General features: G+C 68.2%; 20 protein-coding genes and 1 pseudogene. 10 read left to right on the top strand and 11 right to left on the bottom strand.

Translation table 11 applies throughout. The features are described 5' to 3' along the window. Positions 1-306: 306 nt before the first annotated feature. Genes IEX89_RS02330 through IEX89_RS02315 form a run of 4 tightly spaced genes read right to left on the bottom strand, consistent with a single transcriptional unit; the run spans position 307 to position 4,136 of the window. Positions 307-1,281, bottom strand: a complete 975-nt coding sequence (locus IEX89_RS02330; protein WP_188909079.1) for a TRAP transporter substrate-binding protein — start codon at positions 1,279-1,281, stop codon at positions 307-309. A 55-nt stretch (positions 1,282-1,336) separates the two neighbouring features. Then, complete coding sequence (locus IEX89_RS02325) at positions 1,337-2,614, bottom strand: TRAP transporter large permease (protein ID WP_188909077.1); 1,278 nt, start codon at positions 2,612-2,614, stop codon at positions 1,337-1,339. Continuing rightward, on the bottom strand, positions 2,611-3,114 hold the full coding sequence (locus IEX89_RS02320; protein ID WP_188909074.1) for a TRAP transporter small permease: 504 nt from the start codon (positions 3,112-3,114) through the stop codon (positions 2,611-2,613). Before IEX89_RS02320 ends, IEX89_RS02325 begins: the two co-directional genes overlap by 4 nt. Then, positions 3,111-4,136 (bottom strand): amidohydrolase family protein, encoded by a 1,026-nt coding sequence (locus IEX89_RS02315; protein WP_188909073.1) that lies wholly within the window; start codon positions 4,134-4,136, stop codon positions 3,111-3,113. The genes IEX89_RS02320 and IEX89_RS02315 overlap by 4 nt, the downstream gene beginning before the upstream one ends. A gap of 205 nt (positions 4,137-4,341) precedes the next feature. On the opposite strand from IEX89_RS02315, the gene IEX89_RS02310 reads away from it, so the two are divergent. Further along, positions 4,342-5,328: a LysR substrate-binding domain-containing protein gene (locus tag IEX89_RS02310; protein WP_280513901.1), complete on the top strand. Its 987-nt coding sequence runs from the start codon at positions 4,342-4,344 to the stop codon at positions 5,326-5,328. A 273-nt stretch (positions 5,329-5,601) separates the two neighbouring features. On the opposite strand, the gene IEX89_RS02305 is transcribed toward IEX89_RS02310, so the two are convergent. Then, entirely contained in the window at positions 5,602-6,465 is an 864-nt protein-coding gene (locus tag IEX89_RS02305; RefSeq protein ID WP_188909069.1) for a dienelactone hydrolase family protein, read from the bottom strand. Positions 6,466-6,796: 331 nt separating this feature from the next. Between IEX89_RS02305 and IEX89_RS02300 the strand changes: the two genes are divergently transcribed. Together IEX89_RS02300 and IEX89_RS02295 are read left to right on the top strand one after the other, a co-directional pair. After that, positions 6,797-7,909, top strand: a complete 1,113-nt coding sequence (locus IEX89_RS02300) for an efflux RND transporter periplasmic adaptor subunit (protein ID WP_188909067.1) — start codon at positions 6,797-6,799, stop codon at positions 7,907-7,909. Next, the gene (locus IEX89_RS02295) at positions 7,909-11,010 is read left to right on the top strand and encodes an efflux RND transporter permease subunit (RefSeq protein ID WP_188909065.1); all 3,102 of its coding nucleotides are present in this window, start codon (positions 7,909-7,911) and stop codon (positions 11,008-11,010) included. Before IEX89_RS02300 ends, IEX89_RS02295 begins: the two co-directional genes overlap by 1 nt. A 421-nt stretch (positions 11,011-11,431) precedes the next feature. Here the strand turns inward: IEX89_RS02295 and IEX89_RS02290 are convergent, their stop codons facing one another. Then, positions 11,432-12,505 carry a putative bifunctional diguanylate cyclase/phosphodiesterase gene (locus IEX89_RS02290; protein ID WP_188909063.1) on the bottom strand — a complete coding sequence of 358 codons (1,074 nt, stop codon included), beginning with the start codon at positions 12,503-12,505 and terminating at the stop codon, positions 11,432-11,434. 102 nt (positions 12,506-12,607) lie between these two features. Continuing rightward, positions 12,608-13,060: a MarR family winged helix-turn-helix transcriptional regulator gene (locus tag IEX89_RS02285; protein WP_188909061.1), complete on the bottom strand. Its 453-nt coding sequence runs from the start codon at positions 13,058-13,060 to the stop codon at positions 12,608-12,610. Between the two features lie 268 nt (positions 13,061-13,328). Between IEX89_RS02285 and IEX89_RS02280 the strand changes: the two genes are divergently transcribed. Further along, complete coding sequence (locus tag IEX89_RS02280; RefSeq protein ID WP_188909058.1) at positions 13,329-13,733, top strand: response regulator; 405 nt, start codon at positions 13,329-13,331, stop codon at positions 13,731-13,733. Positions 13,734-13,966: 233 nt separating this feature from the next. On the opposite strand, the gene IEX89_RS02275 is transcribed toward IEX89_RS02280, so the two are convergent. Together IEX89_RS02275 and IEX89_RS02270 are read right to left on the bottom strand one after the other, a co-directional pair. Then, positions 13,967-14,233: a cupin domain-containing protein gene (locus IEX89_RS02275; RefSeq protein WP_188909057.1), complete on the bottom strand. Its 267-nt coding sequence runs from the start codon at positions 14,231-14,233 to the stop codon at positions 13,967-13,969. Between the two features lie 36 nt (positions 14,234-14,269). Next, positions 14,270-15,082 (bottom strand): class II aldolase/adducin family protein, encoded by an 813-nt coding sequence (locus IEX89_RS02270; protein ID WP_188909055.1) that lies wholly within the window; start codon positions 15,080-15,082, stop codon positions 14,270-14,272. A gap of 160 nt (positions 15,083-15,242) precedes the next feature. On the opposite strand from IEX89_RS02270, the gene IEX89_RS02265 reads away from it, so the two are divergent. Further along, complete coding sequence (locus IEX89_RS02265; RefSeq protein ID WP_188909053.1) at positions 15,243-16,181, top strand: LysR family transcriptional regulator; 939 nt, start codon at positions 15,243-15,245, stop codon at positions 16,179-16,181. 84 nt (positions 16,182-16,265) lie between these two features. Further along, a pseudogene (locus IEX89_RS24705) lies at positions 16,266-16,667 on the top strand (SIP domain-containing protein); the annotation flags it as partial. Positions 16,668-16,851: 184 nt separating this feature from the next. Here the strand turns inward: IEX89_RS24705 and IEX89_RS24310 are convergent. Then, the gene (locus tag IEX89_RS24310; RefSeq protein WP_244645055.1) at positions 16,852-17,058 is read right to left on the bottom strand and encodes a hypothetical protein; all 207 of its coding nucleotides are present in this window, start codon (positions 17,056-17,058) and stop codon (positions 16,852-16,854) included. A 212-nt stretch (positions 17,059-17,270) separates the two neighbouring features. On the opposite strand from IEX89_RS24310, the gene IEX89_RS02255 reads away from it, so the two are divergent. The 3 genes from IEX89_RS02255 (at position 17,271) to IEX89_RS02245 (ending at position 20,064) form a co-directional block, all read left to right on the top strand. After that, the gene (locus IEX89_RS02255; protein ID WP_188909049.1) at positions 17,271-18,506 is read left to right on the top strand and encodes an ABC transporter substrate-binding protein; all 1,236 of its coding nucleotides are present in this window, start codon (positions 17,271-17,273) and stop codon (positions 18,504-18,506) included. 66 nt (positions 18,507-18,572) lie between these two features. Further along, entirely contained in the window at positions 18,573-19,325 is a 753-nt protein-coding gene (locus IEX89_RS02250; protein ID WP_188909047.1) for an ABC transporter ATP-binding protein, read from the top strand. Continuing rightward, positions 19,318-20,064, top strand: a complete 747-nt coding sequence (locus IEX89_RS02245; RefSeq protein ID WP_188909045.1) for an ABC transporter ATP-binding protein — start codon at positions 19,318-19,320, stop codon at positions 20,062-20,064. The genes IEX89_RS02250 and IEX89_RS02245 overlap by 8 nt, the downstream gene beginning before the upstream one ends. 7 nt (positions 20,065-20,071) lie before the next feature. On the opposite strand, the gene IEX89_RS02240 is transcribed toward IEX89_RS02245, so the two are convergent. Then, positions 20,072-20,929 (bottom strand): helix-turn-helix transcriptional regulator, encoded by an 858-nt coding sequence (locus tag IEX89_RS02240; protein ID WP_210317556.1) that lies wholly within the window; start codon positions 20,927-20,929, stop codon positions 20,072-20,074. 99 nt (positions 20,930-21,028) lie between these two features. On the opposite strand from IEX89_RS02240, the gene IEX89_RS02235 reads away from it, so the two are divergent. Then, on the top strand, positions 21,029-21,919 hold the full coding sequence (locus IEX89_RS02235; RefSeq protein ID WP_188909043.1) for a branched-chain amino acid ABC transporter permease: 891 nt from the start codon (positions 21,029-21,031) through the stop codon (positions 21,917-21,919).

The raw sequence follows: 21,919 nt of genomic DNA, 5'->3' as shown, positions 1-21,919 counted from the left end.
GCCTGCCGGCGATCCTGGCCCTCGACGAAACGCCCCATCCCGAAGCTCCCCGTGTAGAGAGCTGAAGCTTAGCATATTCGAGGGCGTTTCCACACGGCCTCGGCCGGGAGCTGACTTCGGCTCGATTATGACTGTCGTCTTCGTCGAGCAGCACGCTCGTAGACGTGGCCAGTGCACGCCGCTTCCGAGTCGTCCGTCACTCGAAGACTTCCCGGCCGATAGCGAGATTTGCGCCGTCGCGGAGAGTCCGTAGGTCCGGCACGCGTTCTCCGCGTGCCGGACCGAAACCTGTTCAGCTGTTGGCGATCAGAGCGCGCGGATCGCCTCGACGAACGTGCGTGCATCATCGCCGAAGCGCTCGTAAAATACGTCGTAAGCGGGCTGCGTCGCGTCGACGAAGGGTTGGCGATCGGGACGCGTGACTCGCATGCCGGCTTCTTCCAGTGCGCTCAACAATTCTTCATCGCGCGCGGCGATATATTCGAATTGCCAGTTGCCCGCCTCTTCTGCCGCCTCAAGCACGGCGGTGCGCTCCTCCTCGGAAAGGCCTTGCAGCCAGCCTTCGGAAGCGACGATGTAGGCGGAGTTGTAGATGTGACCGGTGAGCGCCAGATGCTCCTGCACTTCGAAGAGCTTGCCGTCGTAGATGTTCTGGAGCGGATTTTCCTGGCCGTCGACGACACCCTGGCGCAGCGCCGCGTAGAGCTCCGAGAACGGCATCGGCGTGGGGCTCGCGCCGAGCGCGCGGAAGGTCTCGATCTGCGCCGGGTTCTCGGGCGTGCGGATCTGCAGGCCGTCGACATCCGCCGGCGTCTCGATCGGTCGCACATTGTTGGTGATGTTGCGGAAGCCGTTCTCGACGAAGCCGACGAGGCGCAGACCCTTGTCCGGCAGCGACGCGGCGAGGTTCGAGACGGCTTCCGAATCCTGCGCGGCGAGGATGTGTTCGCGATCGCGGAACAGGAAGGGCAGCTCGAGCAGCGCGAGCTTCGGCTCGTAGATGCCGAGCACGCCGGTGACGGTCATCTCGAGATTGCCGAGGGCGAGCTGTTCCTGCATCTCGCGCTCGGAGCCGAGCTGCGCCGACGGGAAGATCTGCACGTCGAAGGCGCCAGGCGCCTTCTCCTCGAGAAGCTCGGCGAAGCGCTCCATCGCGAGATGGAACGAGTGCTGGTCGGAATGGCCGTGGCCGATCTTGAGCGGCGTCTGTGCGAGGGCCGCGCCGGAGACGAGCGCGAAGGCGCCTGCGGAAGCGAGAAGTGCGGCGAGACGGTTCGACATGGTGTTCCTCCCGTTGGTCTCTCCGGCCCTTGAAGGCCGGTCTTTTCGTGCCCCCTCAGTCGAACAAGAGCGAGGGCACGGTGAGGGTGAGGCTCGGCCAGTAGGTGACCGCGAGAAGCGAGATCATCAGCGGCACGAGGAACGGCAGGATCGCGCGCATCATCCGCTCGACCGGTATCCCGGCTACGTGCGCGGTGACGAACAAGCTCATGCCGACGGGCGGCGTGGCGCAGCCGATCATCAGGTTGAGCACCATGATCACGCCGAAGTGCACCGGATCGACGCCCATCGAGGTTGCCAGCGGCAGAAGCAACGGCGTCATCAGGATGAGAACGGCGCCGGACTCGATCAGCGCACCAAGGACGAGCAGTAGCAGATTGATCAGCAGAAGGACGAGCAGCGGGTCGTCGGAGACTGCGCGGATCGCATCCACGAAGGCGTCTCCCGAGCGGGTGACGACGAGGGCCCAAGAGAAGGCCGAGACGTTCGAGATAATGAAGGTGACGATCGCCGTCGTGACCATGGTCTCGACGAGCACCTTCGGCAGGTCGCGCGGCTTCAGCGCGCGGTAGACGACCATGGCGAGAAAGAGCGCGTAGGCGACCGCGACGGCGCCGGCTTCGGTAGGCGTGAATACGCCACCGATCAGGCCGACGAGAATGACCGCAGGTGTCATCAGGGCGAAGAACGCCTTCGAAAATGCGCGCCATACCTCGGATAGGCTCGCCCGCGGATCGCGGGGGAAGGCGTGCGTGCGCGCCATCCAGACGATCATGCCGCTGAGGGTCAGCGCCAAGACGAGACCCGGGACGAGCCCGGCCGCGAACAGCCGCCCGACCGAAACCTCGGCGATGGCGCCGTAGAGAATGAGGGGGATCGACGGCGGGATGATCGGGCCGATCACCGAGGAGGCCGCAGTCACCGCAGCCGAGAATTCCGTTTTGTAGCCGGCGTCGCGCATCGCCTTGATCTCGACGGCACCGATGCCGGCGGCGTCGGCTACGGCGGAGCCGGACATGCCGGCGAAGAGCACGGAGGAGCCTACATTGGCGTGCGCGAGACCACCCGGAACATGGCCGATCACACGGCGTACGAAGTGGAAGATCCTGTCGGTGATGCCGCCGGCGTTCATCAGATTGCCGGCGAGGATGAAGAGCGGGATGGCGACGAGCACGTAATTGTCGATGCCCGTGACCATCTTCTGGAACATGATCGCCGCCGGGAAGGGGCTGAACAGGATGAGCCCCGCCGTGATCGCGAGGCCGAGCGCCACCGCGAGCGGTGCCGAAACGAGGACGAGCACCACGAACAGGACGATCGTCGCGGCGATCACGGCCGCGCTCCCATCAAACCGCGGCGCAGATCCGCGCCGGCGCGTGCGAGACCGGCTGTGGCGTGGAGCACCATCAACGCGCCCGAGACGGGAAGGGCCGCGTAGAGCCAGGTCTGAGCGATGCCGAGCGTCGGGAGGGTCGTGACCCGCATCCGATCGGCCAGTGCGAAGCCGTGCCAGACCATGAGGCAGGCGAAGACGAGGAAGGCGGCATTGGCCATCAGGATGCCGAGCGGCCGCCAGCGCTCTTGCAACCGATCGGCGAGGAACGTCACCCGAACGTGCGCCCCGCGACGGAGCGCGACGGCGGCACCAAGGAAGCACCCCCATACGAAGGCGATGCGGGTGAGTTCGACCGCATCGACCATCGCGATGTGGAACACGTATCGCGAAAACACGGAGATCACGAGGAGCCCCGCCAGGAACGCGAGGATCGGGGCGAGCAGCCATTCGGCCACGCGGTTGGCGCCGAAACTGACACGGTCGAGGAGGTCGATCATGCCGTTGCCTCGCCGAGGAGGCGCGAGTCGGCGGCGATGATCAGGTCGGCGAAATTTCGCCCGAGCACGTCGCGGGCGGCGTCGCCGTCGAAGAGGTGCGGGTTCTCGCGCAGCCGCGGATCGTTGGAGCCCGAACCGTCGGCGAGCGCCGCGAGCATCGCGCGCATGCCGCCGAAGTTCCAGGTGGGCCGCCCGTACGGCAGGTCCGAGCCGATCGCGAGCCGATGCCAGGCACGCGGGCCGGCGAGGCGATAGGTGATCAGGGCGCTTTCGATATGCGTATCGCGTTTGGCGCTGAGAATATAGAAGATGTTCTCGTGCGCGAGGCCGATCTCGCGGGCCCCGACGTAAGTCGCGTCGCCCTCGACGAAGTGAGACCCGCCGCCACCCATGTGCACGCCGATGATCGGATGGTCGGGATGGCGTGCCGCGATTGAGGCGAAGCCCTCCGGTGGCGTATAGGGCCCGTCTCCGCCGAAGTGGAACGTCGGGATGGCGCCGAGCGCGACGATGGCGTCCACCGTCTGCGCTACGATCGGATCGGTGATCGGATAGGCGTTCTGCGCCGGGTTCATCTTGACGATGGGAAAGCCGAATTCCTCGACGCAGATCTGCGCGAGCCGGATCGCGTTGGCGACGCCGAGCGCCTTCGGATCGGTCCAGCCACCCGGGACGATGCGGTCCGGATGGTCCGAAGCCAAGCGGAAGATATAGCGGTTCGCGGCGAGGAGCCGGTCGAGGTTCTCTTCCGTGTCACGTCCGTAGACCGTGACGGCCGGGTTCTGCCAGCACAGTGCCATGTCGACGCCGGCATGGTCGAGTTCACGGAGGAGTTCGTCTCCCGTTACCGGCCGACCTTGCCAGTAGTTTGGATCGCGTGCGACGCGCTCGGCGAGTGCGGGCGGGTACGAGGCGGGGTCGCTCGGATGCGTGTCGGCGTCGATCGTCACGGTGTCCCGCACGCGCCGCAAGCGGGCGCGGCGATCGGCGACGAGGTCACGGGCGGTGGGCGTCAGCGGCATCGCGGCTCCTCGAGGGACGCGCGGAGGACCGCCGCCGCTGCGCCGAACGAGCGCAGGGCCACAATGGCGTTCGTTTCCTCCCGGGTCGGTGTGGACCGGCCCCGCGTCCGTTTTTCACGGTTCTTGCATGGATGAGACACGATTGAGCCCACGCCCGGCAAATGATATATTTTCACTGTTCGGATGAGCGTGGTTCAATCGAAACATGTCCAGCCTTCCACCGCTCCGGGCCCTTCAGGTGTTCGAAGCCGTCGCACGCCTCCAGAGTGTCACGGTGGCCGCGGACGAGCTCGCGGTGACGCCCTCGGCGGTCAGCCACCAGCTCCGCGGCCTCGAAGAGTATCTCGGCGTGCGCCTGTTCCACCGCCTGCATCGGCGCATCGCGCTCACCGACGCGGGCCGCGACTACGCGGCCCTTCTCGGGCACGGCTTCGAACGCATCGCGCGGGCGACCGACAATCTCGTGCGCGGTGGAGCGGGTGACGTGCTGACCTTGCATTGCCCGCCGAGCTTCGCGCCGGCTTGGCTCGTCCCGCGTCTCTCACGGTTCGTCGCGGCACATCCCGACATCGACCTGAGAATCCACGCGACGCCCGAGCCGCCGGCCTTCTTTCGCAGCGACACCGACGTTGAAATCCGGTACGGGGCCGGAGACTGGCCTGGTCTCGAGATCGTCGAGCTCATGGAGGACGAGGTCGTCCCTCTCGCGAGCCCGGCTCTCGCGGCGCGGCTGCCGCGGAGCGCCACGGTCGCGGACGTCCTCGCGCTGCCGCTCATTCATTCGGAGCGCGCCCTCGTCGCCTGGGATCGGTGGACGCATGTGCTCTCGCCGGGCACCATCGCACCGCGCGGTGGTCTACGCTTCGACCGCGCTTACCTCGCGCTGCAGGCGGCAGCGGAGGGGCTCGGCGCGACGCTCGAGACGATGATTTTCGCCGAGCGTTTCCTCGCCGACGGAAGCCTCGTCCCGCTCCTCGACGAAGCAGCGCGTATAGCCGCGGGTGCTCATTACTTGGTCTACCCGTCGGCGTATGGGGATATGCCGAAGGTGCGGCGATTTCGGGCTTGGCTGGTGGAAGAGGCGCGTCGCGCAACGGCACCGTCGACGTCGTATTTAACGGTATCAACAACAAATCGAAGGAGATCCACTGCGGTCCGTACTGTGAAAACGACCATCGAACCTGGAGTGTGAACCGAGCGTGTGCCCAGCGACCGCGCTGCGGAACTGCTACCACGCAGCGCTGCGCGCGGCGCTGACCCCGCCATAGCGGTGGACGTTCTCGTCCGCTATCGACAAGCTCCAATAGGCGCTGAGGAAATCGACTGCGAGCCGAGCTAGACCGTGGCGGTGACATGCTATGCCCCGTTCTCCCGCCGCGGTAGGGCGACCTAGCCGAATTCAGTTCGGAGTCCCGTCAGGGGCCGAGAGCGGTCTTGGTGAGCGTGCTCTGGCTCCCACTATTCGCTAGGCGCGCTGCTGAAGATGCTGCTTGAGGAACGCGAGCGTTCGAGCGAAGGCCACCGCCGCCGCCTCCGCATCGTAGCGGGCAACGTTGGTGTCGTTGTTGAAGGCGTGGTTCACGCCGTCGTACATATGCAACTCGTACCTCTTTCCAGCTCCTTCGAGCGCCTCCACGAAGGCGGGGATGCCGGAATTGATCCGCTCATCGCGCCCGGCATAGTGCAGGAGGAGCGGCGCCTCGATCGACGCGACGGCATCGGCCGGAGGCTGACGCCCATAATAGGCGACGCCGGCATCGAGGGTCGGCTCGGCGACGGCGAGCGCATTCACCAGCCCGCCGCCCCAGCAATAGCCGATCGCGCCGACGCGCCCGGTCGAGGCAGAGTGCTCCTTCAGGAAAGCGAGTGCGGCGCGCGAGATCGCGAGCGCCTGCTCGCCCGTCAGCTCGCCGATCATCTCCCGCGCACGGTCCTCGTCCTCGGGCGTTCCGCCGAGGACGGAGAGGTAGTCTGGGGCGAGCGTGAGGAAGCCTTCGGCCGCGTAGCGGCGGGCGACGTCGCGGATGTGCGGGTTGAGACCGCGGTTCTCGTGGATGACGATCACCGCCGGATGCGCGTCCCCTCCGGCCGGGCGCACGAGGTAGGCGGACAGCCCGTCCGGGCCCGGGATCTCGACGGTCTCCGCCGCGATCCGCGAATCATCCTCTGCGATGGTCTGGGCCTTGGCGTAGTCGTTGGCGAGGACGCTGACCAGCGCGCTCGCCGCCGCGGCGCCGCCGGCGAGGGTCGCGAGCCGATCGAGAAACGCGCGACGGCTCATCCGCCCATGCGTGAAGGCGTCGTAGAGTTCGATGATCCGCTGGTCCATCCGCCACTCCTGGCTCGCTCGAAACTCTCGCCCTCAGTATCGCCCGACTGTGAGAGCGCGGCAGCGGATGCCGGGATCACGAAGGCGTGATCGTCTCAGCGGGCGGCTTCCGCGGTCGTTGCGGTAACCCTTGCCGGACCCCAGCCGGAGCGGCGCCGGACGAGACGCGTCGGCGCCGACCGCAACGCCATACGAGCCGCCATGCGACATCGCGCGCGAGCGCCGGCGCGAACCTGCGCCGTGCGTCGGGCCTTGTCCCTGGTCGACGAGCGCCTGCGAAGCACGGGAGACGCGCTCGCGCACGTCCCGGGTTCGATCAGGGGAGACCAGCTTGGCCAGCACCGCGCGCTCGAAACGATCTCTGCTGCTCGCCGCATGCGTCGTGGCGGCGGCTGCGGCTGCCGGGTACTTCGGCGCCGGTCCCGCCCTCGACCTTCTGAGCGGCGCCGCCGGCGTGGACAATGGCGGAAGCGGGCCGCAGGCAGTCCGCGTCGCAGTGGCCGAGGCGCGCGAGCGTTCGATCGACAAGACGGTCGCCGCTGTCGGCACGGCGCGCGCGATCCGCTCGGTCGAGATCCGCCCGGAGCAGGACGGCCGCCTGGTCGAGATCGCCTTCCGCGGCGGCGAGCGGGTCCAGTCCGGCGCGGTGCTCGCCCGTCTCGACGATCGCGCCGAGCGCGCCGCGCTCACGGAAGCCCGCGCGGCCCTCGCCGACGCCGAAGGCACGCTCGCGCGCGAGCAGGAGCTCGTCGAGCGCGGCGTGACCAGCGAGGCGACGCTGGAGACGACGCGCGCCACCTTCCGCACGGCGCAGGCCGCCGTCGAGCGCGCCCGCGCGGCCTTGGCAGACCGCGTGCTGCGCGCGCCGTTCACCGGGACGGCCGATCTCGCCACGGTCGACGAGGGCCAGTTTGTCCAGGCGGGATCGCTCCTGACGACGCTCGACGACCTCTCCGCCGTCGAGATCGCCTTCGCCGTCCCGGAGCCGTACTTCGCCCGCATCGAGCCGGGGCTCGCGGTCGAGGCGACGAGCGCCGCCTTCCCGGAGCGCGTCTTCTCGGGAACCGTCGTCGAGGTGGGAACCCGCATCGATCCGTCGACCCGCGCCTTCCCCGTTCGGGCGCGGCTCGAGAACGAGGACGACGTGCTCGCGAGCGGGCTGTTCATGACCCTCACGGTCGTGCTCGACACGCGCCGTGCGGTCGTGGTTCCCGAGGAGAGCGTGCTGCGGCTGGAGGACGAAGCCTTCGTCTTCGTCGCGGCGGACGGCACGGCGCGCCGGCGCGACGTCGCGATCGGCGCGGCGGTCGGGGGCGAGCTCGAGGTTCTGGAGGGGCTCGCGAGCGGCGAGCGGGTGTTGATCGGTGGGCTGCAGGACGTCGAGGACGGGTCGGCGATCACCACGCAGGGCGCCGATGACGGCGCAGGCGAGGGGCGTGCCTGATGAGCCTGTCCGAGTTCGCCCTGCGCCGTCCGGTGCTCGCCATGGTCGCGAGCCTGCTTCTCGTCATTCTCGGGGCGGCGGCGCTGTGGCGGCTGCCCGTGCGCGAGCTCCCGCAGATCGACACGGCCGAGGTCACTGTCAGCGTGACCTACGAAGGTGCGGCGCCCGACATCGTCGACGCGGAGGTCACGACGGTGATCGAGGACGCGATCGCGACGATCGCGGGCGTGCGCTCGATCTCGTCGGAGAGCGAGCGCGGGTCGAACCGCACGGTGATCACCTTCGATCCCAGCCGCGACATCGACCAGGCGGCGAACGACGTCCGCGCCGCCGTCGCCCGCGTGCGCGACGAGCTGCCCGACGCCGCTGGCGCGCCGGAGGTGGAGAAGAACGACGACCAGGACGAGCCCATCATCCGCCTCACCCTGACCTCGGATCGGATGACGGCCGCCGAGCTGACCGACTTTGCCGATCGGCGCATCGTCGATCGCCTATCGCGCGTCCCGGGTGTCGCCAGCGTCGACATCGACGGCGAGCGCGCCTTCGCGATGCGCGTCTGGCTCGATCGCGAGCGGATGGCCGCACGCGGGGTGACGGTGGGCGACATCTCCGAGGCCCTTCGCCGAAACAACTTCGAGCTGCCGGCGGGGCGCATCGAGACACCGTCGCGGCAGATCCAGGTTCGCACCGACACACGCTTCTCGACCCCCGAAGCCTTCTCCGAGCTCGTCGTACGTCGGAGCGCCGCCGGCTATCCCGTTCGGCTCGGGGACGTGGCGGACCTCGAGCAGGGCGTGGAGAACGACGAGAGCTACTTCCGCGCCGCCGGCGAGACCGCGGTCGGCCTCGGTATCCTGCGCCAGGCGCAGGCGAACACGGTCGCGATCTCGGACGCGGTGCGCGTCGAGCTCGATGCGCTGCGCGCCGACCTGCCGGCCGGGGCGTCGCTCGAGATCGCCAGCGACGACGCGCTGTTCATCCGGGCCTCGATAAGGCAGGTGCTGATCACGCTGGCGATCGCGGTCGCCCTCGTCGTCGGCGTCATCTTCGCCTTCCTCGCCTCCCCGCGCGCCACGATCGTCCCGGCCGTGACGATCCCGATCGCCCTCGTCGGCGCCTGCGCCGGCATTTGGGCCTTCGGCTTCTCGATCAACCTGATCACCCTCTTCGCGCTGATCCTCGCCATCGGCCTCGTGGTGGACGATTCCATTGTCGTGCTCGAGAACGTGCAGCGCCGGATCGACGGGGGCGAGAGCCCGCTCGCGGCGAGCGCACGGGGCGCGCGCCAGGTCGGCTTCGCGGTTATCGCGACGTCGCTCGCGCTGATCGCCGTCTTCGTCCCGATCGCCTTCCTGCAGGGGCGCGTCGGGCGGCTGTTCACCGAGTTCGGCATCGTGCTCGCGATCGCGGTCGTAGCCTCGACCTTCGTCGCGCTCACGCTCGCGCCGGTCCTGTGCGCGCGCCTGCTGAAGCCCGGCGCCCGCGAGGGCCGGTTCGGGCGGGGCGTCGACCGCGCGCTCGGCGCCGTCGCCGACGCCTATCGGCGCAGCCTCGCCGCGGCCCTGCGCGCGCCCTGGCTCGTGCTCGGCCTCGCCGCCCTCGTCGCCGGCAGCGCCGCCGCCGCCTACCAGCGTGTCCCGAGCGCGCTGACGCCCGAAGAGGACCGCGGCGCCTTCTCGATCAGCGTCAGCGCCCCGCAAGGGGCGAACCTCGACTACACCGACGCCGTCGTGCGGGAGATCGAGGGCATCCTCGCGCCCCTGCGGAGCGACGGGCCGATCGACACCTGGGTCGCCATCGTCGGCCGATACGACGAGCTGCGCCGGGCCTACATCTCGGTGAGCCTCGCGCCCTGGGAGGAGAGGGATCGCAGCGTCGGCGAGGTGATCGACGAGATCGAGCCGCAACTCGAGAAGATCGTGCGCGCCAACGTCCGTACCGGTCGTCCCGCCGGCCTGGGGCTCGGCGGCTCCGGCAGCGGGCTGCGCGTGATCGTCGGCGGTGCGGAGTTCGAAAGCGTCGCGGCGCAGGCCGAGGTGCTCGCCGACGCCCTCGGCGCCGAGCCGGGCGTCTCCGGCGTCGAGATCGAGTGGTCGCCGAACCAGCCGAGCTTCGTCGTCTCCATCGACCGCGACCGGGCGCGGGTGATCGGCATCGAGGCGCGCGACGTCTCCGAGGCGCTGCGCGCCCTCATCGCCTCCGCCGACGTTGGCGAGTACGCCGACCGCGGCCGTCAATACCCCGTCGTTCTCCAGGCCCGCGAGGCGGATCGCGCCGACCGCAGCGCGATCACCGACGTCTACGTGCGCACCCGCGATGGCGGGCTCGCGCCGCTCGACGGGCTCGTCGAGATCGAGACGCGGGCGACGCCTCGCGCGCTGACGCGCTACGACCGCCTCCCCTCCGTCGAGGTCTCGGCGCGGCTCGGCGGCGAGGCGGACCTCGGCAGCGCCATCGAGGCGACGCGACGCATCGCCGACGAAGAGCTCGAGGCGACGACCAGGATCAGCTTCGAGGGCCAGGCGAGCGAATATCTTCAGACCGCGCGCGGGACGCAGATCGTGTTCGGCCTCGCGCTCGTCGTCGTCTTCCTCGTTCTCGCCGCCCAATTCGAGAGCTTCCTTCACCCGATCGCGATCCTGCTCACGGTTCCGCTCGGCGTCGCGGGAGCCCTGTTCACTATCCTGCTCACCGGCCAGACGCTGAACGTGTTCAGTCAGGTCGGGATCGTCCTCCTCATCGGGCTCATGGCGAAGAACGGCATCCTCATCGTCGAGTTCGCCAACCAGCTGCGCGACGACGGGCGCTCGGTGCGGGACGCGACGCTGGAGGCTGCCACCGTGCGCCTACGCCCGATCCTGATGACCGTCGGCTCGACCCTGATCGGCGCCGTGCCGCTCGTCCTGTCGACGGGGGCGGGCGCCGAGAGCCGGGCGGCGATCGGGGCGGTCGTTCTCGGTGGGCTGTCGATCGCGACCGTGTTCACGCTGTACGTGACGCCGGTCCTTTACGATCTCTTCGCCGGGTACACGAGATCCGGCCAGGCGGCGAGCCGGGCGCTCGACGAGGCCCTCGTCCAGGACGGGCGCGCAGCGGAGTAGCAGGTCGACCAACCATCCGGAGGCACCTTCCTTGAACGTGAGCCGCTGCTCGCGTCGCCCTCAGCGTGCAATGATCAACGACGTTGAAGCCGCCGTAAGCCGCGCGATCACCGACGGCGAGAAGTGCGGAGCGTCCTTGCCGAGCAGCGCCGCGGGCGCCGAGTAGACGTTTTTGATCGATCTGCCGCTCTCTTCGTCGATCTACTATAGAATTAATGAAAAGCACAGTCGTTGACGAAGCTGTCCGCTTGTGGAAAGCGCTATCGTAGCAGGTCAACGCTCATCCGCTCGCTGGCCACTCAACGTGGGCTGCTCGTCGTCGTCGCGCTCCACGACCTGAATTATGCGCTGCGCTTCACCGACCGAACCATGGTGATTTGCGACGGCGGCCTCGTCGCCTGCGGCCCGCTCGCGGAGGTGGTCACGCCGGATTTGCTGCGACGGGTCTACGGCGTGGAAGCACGGGTCGAGGCGTGCTCGAAAGGTATGCCGCAGGTGATCGTCGGCGCTTTTGCGGCATGGTCGAACCGGCTCGACGCTTCGCGGCTCGGGATTTGCGCCTCTCGATCTTCAGACGCGTGGGCCTGAGCTGCAGCAGGCTGATGATCGAGGCATAGCCGGTACCGAAGTCGTCGATCTCGACGTGGATACCCATTTCGGCGAGCCCCGCGATGTTGCTCGTGATCGTGTCGCTGTCCTCGTCGAGGAAGATCGACTCGAGCAGTTGGAACGAAAGCTCGCCGGGCGTGATGGGCAGGCCTCGGAGCCGCTCGATCAAGGCGCCGTCCTGTAGCTGGCGGGCCGATACGTTCACCGAGTTTCGGGGAATGGCGATGCCTGCCGCCGCCCAGCGCGCCGACTGCCAGAGGGTCTCGTCGAGAATGATGCGGTCGATCAGCGGGACGACTCCGAGTTCCTCGGCAGTGGTCAGAAAGGCGCCGGGCGCAAGCAGTCCGCGTGTCGGATGCCGCCAACGCGCAAGAGCTTCGACGCCGACAACGTCGAATTGAGGCTGAAAGTAGGGCAGGAACTCCCGCCATTCAAGCCCGCTCAAGATTTCGTCCGCCAGGATCTTCCTGGATACGATCTCGGCCTTCAGCGACGCGTCGAAGAACTGGTAACGGTTCCGGCCGCTTTTCTTGGCACGGTAGAGGGCCAGGTCGGCGTCGATGAGCAGCTGCTTCGTGGTGTAGGCGCCCACGCTGTCGTTGACGGCGACGCCGATGCTCGAACCGAACCTGCACTCTTGGCTTTGGAAGGGAACTGGGCGACGCATCTCTTCAATGATGCGTTCGGCGAGCGCGGAGAGCCCCGCGTTGCTCGTCGGCCCCATCGTGGCGATGATGAACTCGCTTCCGCCGATCCGCGCCACGATGTCGCTTTCCCGCGTGTTCCGGCGAAGCACCTCCGCCGCGTGAACCAGCATGGCGTCGCCCGCGGCGTGGCCGAGCGTATCGTTGATGTGCTTGAAGCGATCGAGATCGATGTGGAGCATGGCGGAAGGGCTAGGGCTAATCAGCCGGCCGGTGATAGCCGCCAAGTGAAAGATGGGAAACCTGGAGCGCCGTTGACACCTGCCGCTCGGCTTGGGCGCCCGTCAGCGGCGCCCGAGCGAATGGACGATCTCGATGAGGCTCGCCCGGAGCGCTTCCACCTTTGCTGGCGGCAGCTCGAGCGTGCACGCGACGTGTTCGCAAGCGTCCGCGACCGGCTTTTTTAGGTCTCGTCCCTTGCCGGTGACGGAGACGCGCACCTGACGCTCGTCATCGAGAGATCTCTTCCGTCGGACCAGGCCGGCGGCCTCCATCCTCTTCAGCAACGGCGTGAGCGTCCCCGTATCCAGATGCAGGCGCCGCCCGATGTCCTTCACGGCCATTTCGCCGTCTTCCCAGAGCACGAGCAGGACGAGATACTGCGGATAAGTCAGCCCGAGCGGATCGAGGACCTCACGGTAGGCTTTCCCGAATGCGTGCGCGGCGGCGTAGGCCGCGAAACACAGCTGGTCCGAAAGCCTCGGCGGATCGAGCGTTTCGACGCCTTTGTCGAGCATGGCTGTCTCCCTCGTTCGTACGTCCATACATTCTTGATCGCGGCCGCGCAAAATTATGTTGCGGACAATTTAATCGTGAGATATACAAATCGCCGACACCTCGGAACTGCGTCACGACCCGCGTCGAAATTCTGCGCCGGTCGATCCGCTTCCGCCGATCGGCGGAGGCGTTCAGGGCCGGCGCCCCTAAGCCGAGGAGCAGAGCCTTCGTGCGCCTTTTGCGCTGGCGTGACGGCTTCTGTCGCGTCCTGAAGAAAGACGTCCTTCGATGTCCCTTTCCGAAGCTTTCGTGCTCGTCGTCGAAGACGATATGCTGCTGCGCTTCGACCTGGTGGATGCATTCGAGCACGCCGGGTTCGCGGTTCTTGACGCCAGCAACGCCGACGAGGCGCTCGCTATGCTGACCGGACGTGTCATCGCCGCGCTAGTCACGGACGTACAGATGCCGGGATGTCTTGATGGGCTCGGCCTCGCCGAAATTGCGTCGATGCTGGACGCCGAGCGGCCCCTGGTGATCTGCACCGGGCATCCCCTTCCAACGTTGGGCCGCACGCCTCCCGGATCGCTCATCCTGCAGAAGCCCTGTGCGCCGGACGTTGTCGTGTCAGCGGTTTCGGCCGCATTGCGAGCGCGCGCCGACAGCGGCAGAACCGATCCATCGGCGGCGGCCTGAGCCCGAGCCCGGCGCGGACTTGGCGCGAACTGCACGTGCGGCGCGCTGGCGAAGCGCGTATTCAGATACGCGAGACGGGGACGACTTCGACCGGATTGTCGCTCGGCTCCGCGGCGAAACCCCTCTTGAGGGTGAGGGACACCTGCTTCTGTAACGTTTTCAGGTCCGGGGCCTCACGCCGGTCGGCGCGGGGCTCTGGCGCGGATCGACACGCTCTCGGCGGGCCGCGCAGCCTATTTTCTCGCGACGAGGATGGTGGCCCCATCTGGCCCTGCCTCCTCTGCATGCTCGACGTGAGCGTCGAGCATGCAGGTCTCGCCGGGTCTGTAGCGGGTGGCGCCATCGGACGTGTTCAGGACGAACGCGCCGTCGAGGACGTAGACGAAGGACGCCTGGTCGTGGACATGAGGAGGGCTGCGCGACGACGCCTCGAAGCGAACCCTCCTCGGCTCGCCCCATCCCTCGGCACGCCGCAGCCGATCGAACTCGTCCGGGCTCATTTCGCGATCGCCCTCCCGAAGCCCGATGCCGCCTCCTCAGTCGAACATGTCAGGCTCGTCCTCCACAAGCTGGTTCCAGATCGTCTGGAAATGCAGCCAGCCGATATACTCGCTTCCGACGTGCTCGCGGCTGTAGCGCGCGCGATCGGCGGGGATGCGGATCGGCTCGATCCCGGAGGCAGCGACGTCGAGCTGCTGCTGGCAGCAGCGTTCCAGCGCGATGAACCAAAACGCGGCCGACTCGATGCTGTGCCGGCTCGCCGTCAGGAGGCCGTGGTTCTGGTGGAGCGCGGCCTTCACCCCCTTGAACGCCTTGGCGACGTCCGAGCCGGCATGGTTCTCGACCGCCACCTGGCCACCCTGCTCGCCGATGACCACGTGATCCTCGAAGAAGGCGCAGGCGTCCTGCGTGATCGGGTCGATCCGCCGGCCGGTCGCGCACCAGGCGACTCCGTAGGTGGTGTGCGCGTGGCACATCGCGACGATGTCGGGATGCTCCTCGTGCACGTTGGCGTGCAGGACGAAGCCCGCGCGGTTCACGGCATGCCGGCCCTCGATCACCGTGCCGGCGTGATCGACCAGGATCAAGTTTGACATCTTCACCTTGGCGAAATGGACGCACATCGGGTTCGTCCAGTAGAGTTCCGGCCGCTCGGGATCGCGCACCGTGAGGTGCCCGGCGAAGCCGTAGTCGAAGCCCTGCCGGGCGAAGGCGCGGCAGGCGGCGACGAGCCGTTCCTTGCGATGGCGCCGCTCCTCACAGACGGTGTCGAACGCAGGCAGGTCCGGGAAGATCAGGCCCGGCTGCTCCGGCTGGTAGATCGAGACGCGGTTTCCGAGATCAAGCATGGCCTGTCCTCCCACGGTGAACGGCAGACGGCGAACGGCGGCGCGGTGGCCGGGACCCGATGCGGAAAAGTGGAAGAACGGCCGAGACCGAGCAAGGCGGCATCGGCAATAACACTCATTGCCGCTGGCTGGGCGAGCGGCCCTCTTCGGGATCGAAGCGATGCGAGACGACCGGCTGGTTGAGATGCGCGTGTTCCAGGCGGTGGTCGCGACCGGCGGCTTCGGCGCCGCGGCCAACGCGCTCGGCGTGAGCCAGCCCTTCGCCAGCCAGACGATCCAGCGCCTCGAGGCGCGGCTCGGCACGCGGCTCCTGCACCGGACCACCCGAGGTCATCGCCTTACCGAAGACGGCGAGCGCTTCCTCGATGCCGCACGACGGGTGCTCGAAGCCGTTGAAGCCGCCGAGGCCGAATGGCAGCGCAGCGACGCCCAGGTCGAAGGGCTCCTGCGCGTGTCGGTTCCCATCGCCCTTGGGCTCGACCGGATCACGCCGCTCATGCCCGCCTATCTCGAGCGACATCCCAAGGTGTCGCTCGACCTGCGCCTCACCGACGACGTCGAGAACCTGATCGACGCCCGCATCGACCTCGCCGTGCGCATGGGCCGACCGACGGATTCGAGCCTGATGCACCGCCGGCTGTGCGGGCTGCAGCGGATCGTCGTCGCAACGCCGGAACTCGTCGCGCGCTTCGGCATGCCCAAGCGTCCGGCCGATCTCGCGCGCATGCCCTGCGTCGCTTGGGACGGCAGCCGGGAGCATCTCAATCGTTGGAAGTTCGTCGAGGACGGTGAGATAGTCACCTTCCACGCGGAGAGCCGGTTCCGGAGCAATCAAGGCATGTCTCTCTACCTGATGTGTTTAGGCGGGTTCGGCGTCATGCGTGTGGCGGAGCATCTCGCCCGTCCCGCCGTCGCCGATGGTCGCCTCGTGCAGCTCCTCGCCGATCGCCTCTTGGTCGACAACACGGAGATTTACGCGCTCTTCCTGCCGGATCGACGCATCGTGCCGCGCATCCGCAGCTTCGTCGAATTCATGGTGGAGGCGTTCCGCGAGCCCGACTGGGAGATCGTCGGGCGCGGGGAGCGCTCTGGCGCGTGAGCCGGTCGCACGCGAGCGCTACTGTCGAGGATGGGCTCGGCATCTCCCAGCGGATTTAGATGCGAATTTTCCGCCCCGGCGTAGGTGACTTCCGCGACGGGCTGTCGAAGGCGGCTTCGCGCCGACTACGGCCTCTTCCGCTTGCCGCCCGCTCAGCCCCAGCCAAACGCTTTGGGGGGCGGCCGTGCGGCGGCCGCGCCTCGCGCCGACCAGCCCGTGCTGGCCGGCGACGAGACCGCCGTCCCGGCGGCGCTGCGCATGCTGGAGGAGGCTCCGAACGGCGCCCGCAGCGTTGACCTGCTCCTCGTGCCGGCGAGAGCGACGTGCGAGCCTGCGCGCATCCCGCAGGCGCGTCGCTGCGCTTACTCCTGCGCACGCGGCGACGATCTCCTCGCGCAAGCGACCGCGCTCGCGCAGCTGCCGCTCGACGAATTCGGCTGGTTCGCCGGCGAGCGCGGGGTGGCACCCGCGATGCGCCGGCGCGTCCAGAAGCGGAACGAAGATCCTTGCGATCATTGTCGAGGCGGCGCCGGACGTCCCGGTCGGCGAACGGACGCGGTCCGGTCGTTGCGACCGAGGGGGCGTCAAAGGATCGAGGTCTGCACGGTCGGTCACAGGTCGATGGCATCGCGCCCGTCGAGGCGGTCGGCGCGGCCGGAGGCGTTCTCCGTCAGGCGCGCGAGACGACGTCGAGCCCGAGCCGGATCGGGCCGAGGCTCGTCGCGAGGGCTGTGGCGACCGCAGCGCGCCTGTTCAGGATCACGGTTCGGTTCGACGCCACGACGAGCCGCTTGAGATCCGCGTGATCGACGGCCTCGTTGCGGCTGACGCGACATACCGGACAAACCGTCGTCAGCGCGATGGCTTTGTAGCGCACGGAGGTGCGAAGCTCCTGTTCCGCCGGAGCGCGCATCAGATCGGCGCCTGCGTCGTCCGCCGAATGGATCGTGCCGCGCGAACCCCATCGTTCAAATGTGGGTTCCAGATATGTTTTCTTGCGAAATGCACATGGCGAAGCAGGTCTGCCTCGCTAAGATAGTGGAAAACAATAGCAAGAAATCACGGAAACCAGATTCGGAGGAGGAAACGATGCGTGGATTGACGGGACGCCTGCTGGCGTCGTGTGCTCTCGTCCTCGCCGGCGGCGCGGTCGCGCAGGCCCAGGACGCGCAAGGGCGGATTTCGGGCGACGTGGTCCGGATCGGCGTGCTCACCGACATGAGCGGCATCTACAGCGATCTCGCCGGCGAGGGTGCCGTCGAGGCCGTGCGCATGGCCGCCGAGGATTTCGGCGGGACCGTGCTCGGCGCGCCCATCGAGGTGATCTTCGCCGATCACCTCAACCAGGCCGACACGGCCGCGGCCAAGGCGCGCGAATGGTTCGACGTCGAGGGCGTCGACATGATCAACGACCTCTCGAATTCCGGTGCGGCCCTCGCGGTCGCCGCCGTGGCGAAGGACGCGCGGCGCCACATCATCGTCAACGGCGCCTCGAACATCGGCATCACCAACGACGTCTGCTCTCCCTACGCCATCCACTACGCCTACGACGCCTATTCGCTGGCGCACGGCACGGGTGAGGCGGTGGTCGAGGACGGCGGGCTGACCTGGTTCTTTCTCACGGTCGACTTCGCCTTCGGCATCGGCCTCGAGGAGCAGGTGACGCAGGTCGTCGAGAATGCCGGCGGCGAGGTGCTGGGCTCCGCCCGCCATCCGCTGTCGGCCAGCGACTTCTCCTCCTACATGCTGCAGGCGCAGGCGTCGGGCGCGGAGATCATCGGCATCGCCTCGACGGGCGGCGACGCGGTCAACGCCATCAACGCCGCCGCGGAGTTCGGCCTCACCGAGAACCAGACGCTCGCAGCCCTGCTCCTGTGGCTCAACGACGTGCACTCGATCGGGCTCGATGCGGCGCAGGGGCTGCTCCTCACGAATGCCTGGTACTGGAACATGGACGAGGAGGCGCGCGCCTTCGCGGAGCGCTACTACGAGCGCGTCGGCTCCATGCCGAACATGAGCCAGGCGGCGAACTATTCCTCCACCATGCACTACCTGCGCGCCATCGAGCAGGCCGGTACGGACGATCCGGACGCGGTGTCGGAAGCCATGCGCTCGATGCCGATCAACGACTTCTTCGCGGAGAACGGCTATGTCCGCGAGGACGGGCGCATGATGCACGACATGTACCTGTGGCGCGTGAAGTCGCCGGAAGAGTCCGAAGGTGCCTGGGACTATCTGGAGCCGGTCTCGACCATCGCGGCGGAGGACGCGTTCCGTCCGCTCGACCAGAGCACCTGCTACCTCGTGACGGGCGCGGCCGACTGAGCCTTCGCCTCCTGCGATCCCGGGCCCATGCGGCCCGGGATCGCTCCTGATCGACGGGTGAGTTCCATGACGGCCAACGTGCTCGAGATCGAGGGGCTGACGAAGCGGTTCGGGGATTTCGTCGCCGTCGGCGGTGTGGACCTCGCGATCCGGCGCGGCAGCATCCACGCGCTCATCGGCCCCAACGGGGCGGGCAAGACCACCTGCTTCAACCTGCTCACCAAGTTCCTGACGCCGACGTCCGGCACGATCCGCTTCGACGGCCGCGACATCACCCGTTCCGGCCCGGCGAGCATCGCGCGCATGGGGCTCGTGCGCTCCTTCCAGATCTCGGCGGTGTTCAACGCGATGACCGCGCTTGAGAATGTCATGCTCGCGCTCCAGCGAAAGCGCGGGGAATCCTACGATTTCTGGACGCGCCGGTCGGTGCTGGCGCGCAATCGCGGCGAGGCCGCGGAGCATCTCGATTCGGTGGGGATCGCGCATCTCGCAGACCTTCCCGCCGGCGCGCTCTCCTACGGCCATCGCCGCGCGCTCGAGATCGCCACCACGCTCGCCCTCGATCCGGCCGTGATCCTGCTCGACGAGCCGACGGCCGGCATGGGCGCGGAGGACGTGGGGCGCATCACGCGGCTCATCCACGACGCCGCCCGTGGACGGACCGTGGTGATGGTCGAGCACAATCTCGGCATCGTCTCGGAGATCTGCGACGACGTCACGGTCCTCTCGCGCGGCCAGATCCTCGCACGGGGCGATTATGCGAGCGTCGCCGTCGACGAGCGTGTGGTCGAGGCTTATCTCGGAGGCGGCCATGCCTGACGCGTCCGCACGCGCGCCCTCCGCACGCGCGCCCTCCGCACGCGCGCCCTTGGAGATCGCTGGCCTCGAGGCCTGGTACGGGCCGAGCCAGGCGCTCTACGGCGTCGCGCTGAGCGTCGGCGCCGGCGAGCTCGTCACCCTGCTCGGCCGCAACGGTGCGGGCAAGACGACGACGCTCAACGCCATCGTCGGCATGGTGCCGAGGCGCAAGGGCTCGATCCGCATCGAGGGCATCGAGACCGGGGCCATGCCCTCGCACAAGATCGCGCGCACGGGCGTCGCGATCTGCCCCGAGGATCGAGGCATCTACGCGACGCTCACCGCCGAGGAGAACCTCGTCCTCCCGCCCGTCGTCGCCGAGGGCGGCTTGAGCGTGGACGAGATCCTCGTGCTCTTCCCCGGGCTGAAGGACCGGCTGAAGAGCCCGGGCACGAAGCTCTCGGGCGGCGAGCAGCAGATGCTCGCCATCGGCCGCATCCTGCGGACCGGCGCGCGGCTGCTGCTCCTCGACGAGCCGACGGAAGGCCTCGCCCCCGTCGTCGTCAAGCAGATCGGCGCAGCCATCGCGGACCTGAAGCGGCGCGGCTACACGATCCTGATGGTCGAGCAGAACGTGCGCTTCGCCTCCACCATCGCGGACCGGCACTACGTGGTCGACCGCGGCCGCATCGCCGAGACCTTCGACAATGCGACGCTCCTCGCCGATTTCGATCGCATCAGCGGGCGCCTGAGCGCGTGAGCGCCGCTCAGGCGTCCGGATCGCGCCCGCGCGGCGTGCGGCGGCCGCGCTGGAAGCGCGACGGCCGGAAGCCCGTCATGCGCTTGAACGTGTTCGAGAAGGCGAAGGGGTTCTGGTAGCCGACCTCGAAGGCGACGTCCTCGACGCGCCTGTCGGTGGTAGCGAGGAGGTGCGCCGCCTCCTGCACCCGCAGGTACGTCAATTGCTGCATCGGGCTGCGCCCGAGCCGCGTCTGGCAAAGCCGGCGCAGGTGCTCCCCGCTGATCCCCGCCATGGCGGCGAGCTGATCGAGCGTCCAGGGCCGGCGCAGGTCGGCCGTGACCTCCGCCCACAGCCGGCTCAGCCGCTCCTCGTTGCGCAGCGGCTCGGTGTAGCGCTTCACGTAATGCTCGACGAGATCAATCCACAGCGCGGTAGCCGCGATGTCGCCGGCGCTGCGCACCTCGTGGAAGAGGCCGAGGATCGCGTCCGCGAGGGGCTTGGGATCGACGTTCGCGACGAGCGGCGTCATGCCCTCGGGCGCCGAGCGCGGCGATTGCGGCATGTAGCGCACCCAGCAATAGCGCCAGCGGCTCTCGGGTATGGCGTGGAACGCGTGCAGCACGTGGGCGGGCGCGAGCGTCACCATGCCCTCGCGATGCGGACGCCAGCGCCCGTCGAGCAGCATGCGACCCTCGCCGCCCAGGCAGGCATGGAGATAGGCGCCGCTGAGGTTGGTGCGCACGACCCGGTAGGGCGGCGCGGCGTCGCCCACGCCGACGTGCGAGATCAGCCGGCGCGCCAGGGGAGGGCAGTCCTCGGCACGCACGATGCTCTGGTGCGTGTCGTCTCCCACGATGTGGGTTTCGGATAGGTTCTCGTGCATGGCGGCCATTGTTCGAGCGATTCCGCCGCCTGTAAAGTGGGCTCCAGTAACGACGAGGTGCGCCACGGCTCCCGGAAGGCGCACCCGGGGAGGGTAGCGATGATCGAGATCTTCGGCGTGCCGCTCGTCGCCCTGACGGGGCAGATCATGCTCGGGATCGTCAACGGCGCCTTCTACGCCGTCCTGAGCCTGGGGCTCGCGATCATCTTCGGCATCGTCAAGGTGGTGAATTTCGCGCACGGCGCTTTCTTCATGATGGGCGCCTTCATCGCGTTCCTGCTGCTCGAGAACCTGGGCATCGGCTATTGGGGCGCGATCTTCCTCGCGCCGCTCATCGTCGGCGCCTTCGGCATCGTCATCGAGCGCCTGTTCCTGCGGCGGATCTACGGGCTCGACCCGATCTACGGGCTGCTCCTCACCTTCGGCATGGTGCTCGTGATCGAGGGCGGCTTTCGCGTCGCCTACGGGTCGTCCGGCCAGATCTACACGACGCCCGGCGCGCTGCGCGGAGCGGCGGACCTCGGCTTCATGTTCATGCCGATCTACCGCCTCTTCGTCATCGCGGCGGCGGTCGCGATCTGCGTGCTGGTCTGGTTCGCCATCGAGCGCACCTCCATGGGCGCGAAGCTGCGCGCGGCGACGGAGCGTCCGCAGCTCACCCAGGCCTTCGGCATCGACGTGCCGCTCCTGATGACGCTCACCTACGGCGGCGGCGTCGCGCTCGCGGCGCTGGCGGGCGTGCTCGCGGCGCCGATCCAGAGCGTGAGCCCGTCCATGGGCTCGGAGCTCGTGATCATCGTCTTCGCCATCGTCGTCATCGGCGGGCTCGGCTCGGTGTCGGGCGCGGCGATCACGGGGCTCCTGCTCGGCGTCGTCGAGGGGCTGACCAAGGTGTTCTATTCCGAGGCCTCGACGATCATCGTCTTCCTGATCATGGCGCTCGTCCTGCTCGTGCGCCCGGCCGGGCTGTTCGGGCGAGAGGAGGGCTGA

This window comes from Salinarimonas ramus (assembly GCF_014645695.1).
Lineage (GTDB): Bacteria > Pseudomonadota > Alphaproteobacteria > Rhizobiales > Beijerinckiaceae > Salinarimonas > Salinarimonas ramus.
This window is presented reverse-complemented; position numbering and strand designations above follow the sequence as displayed.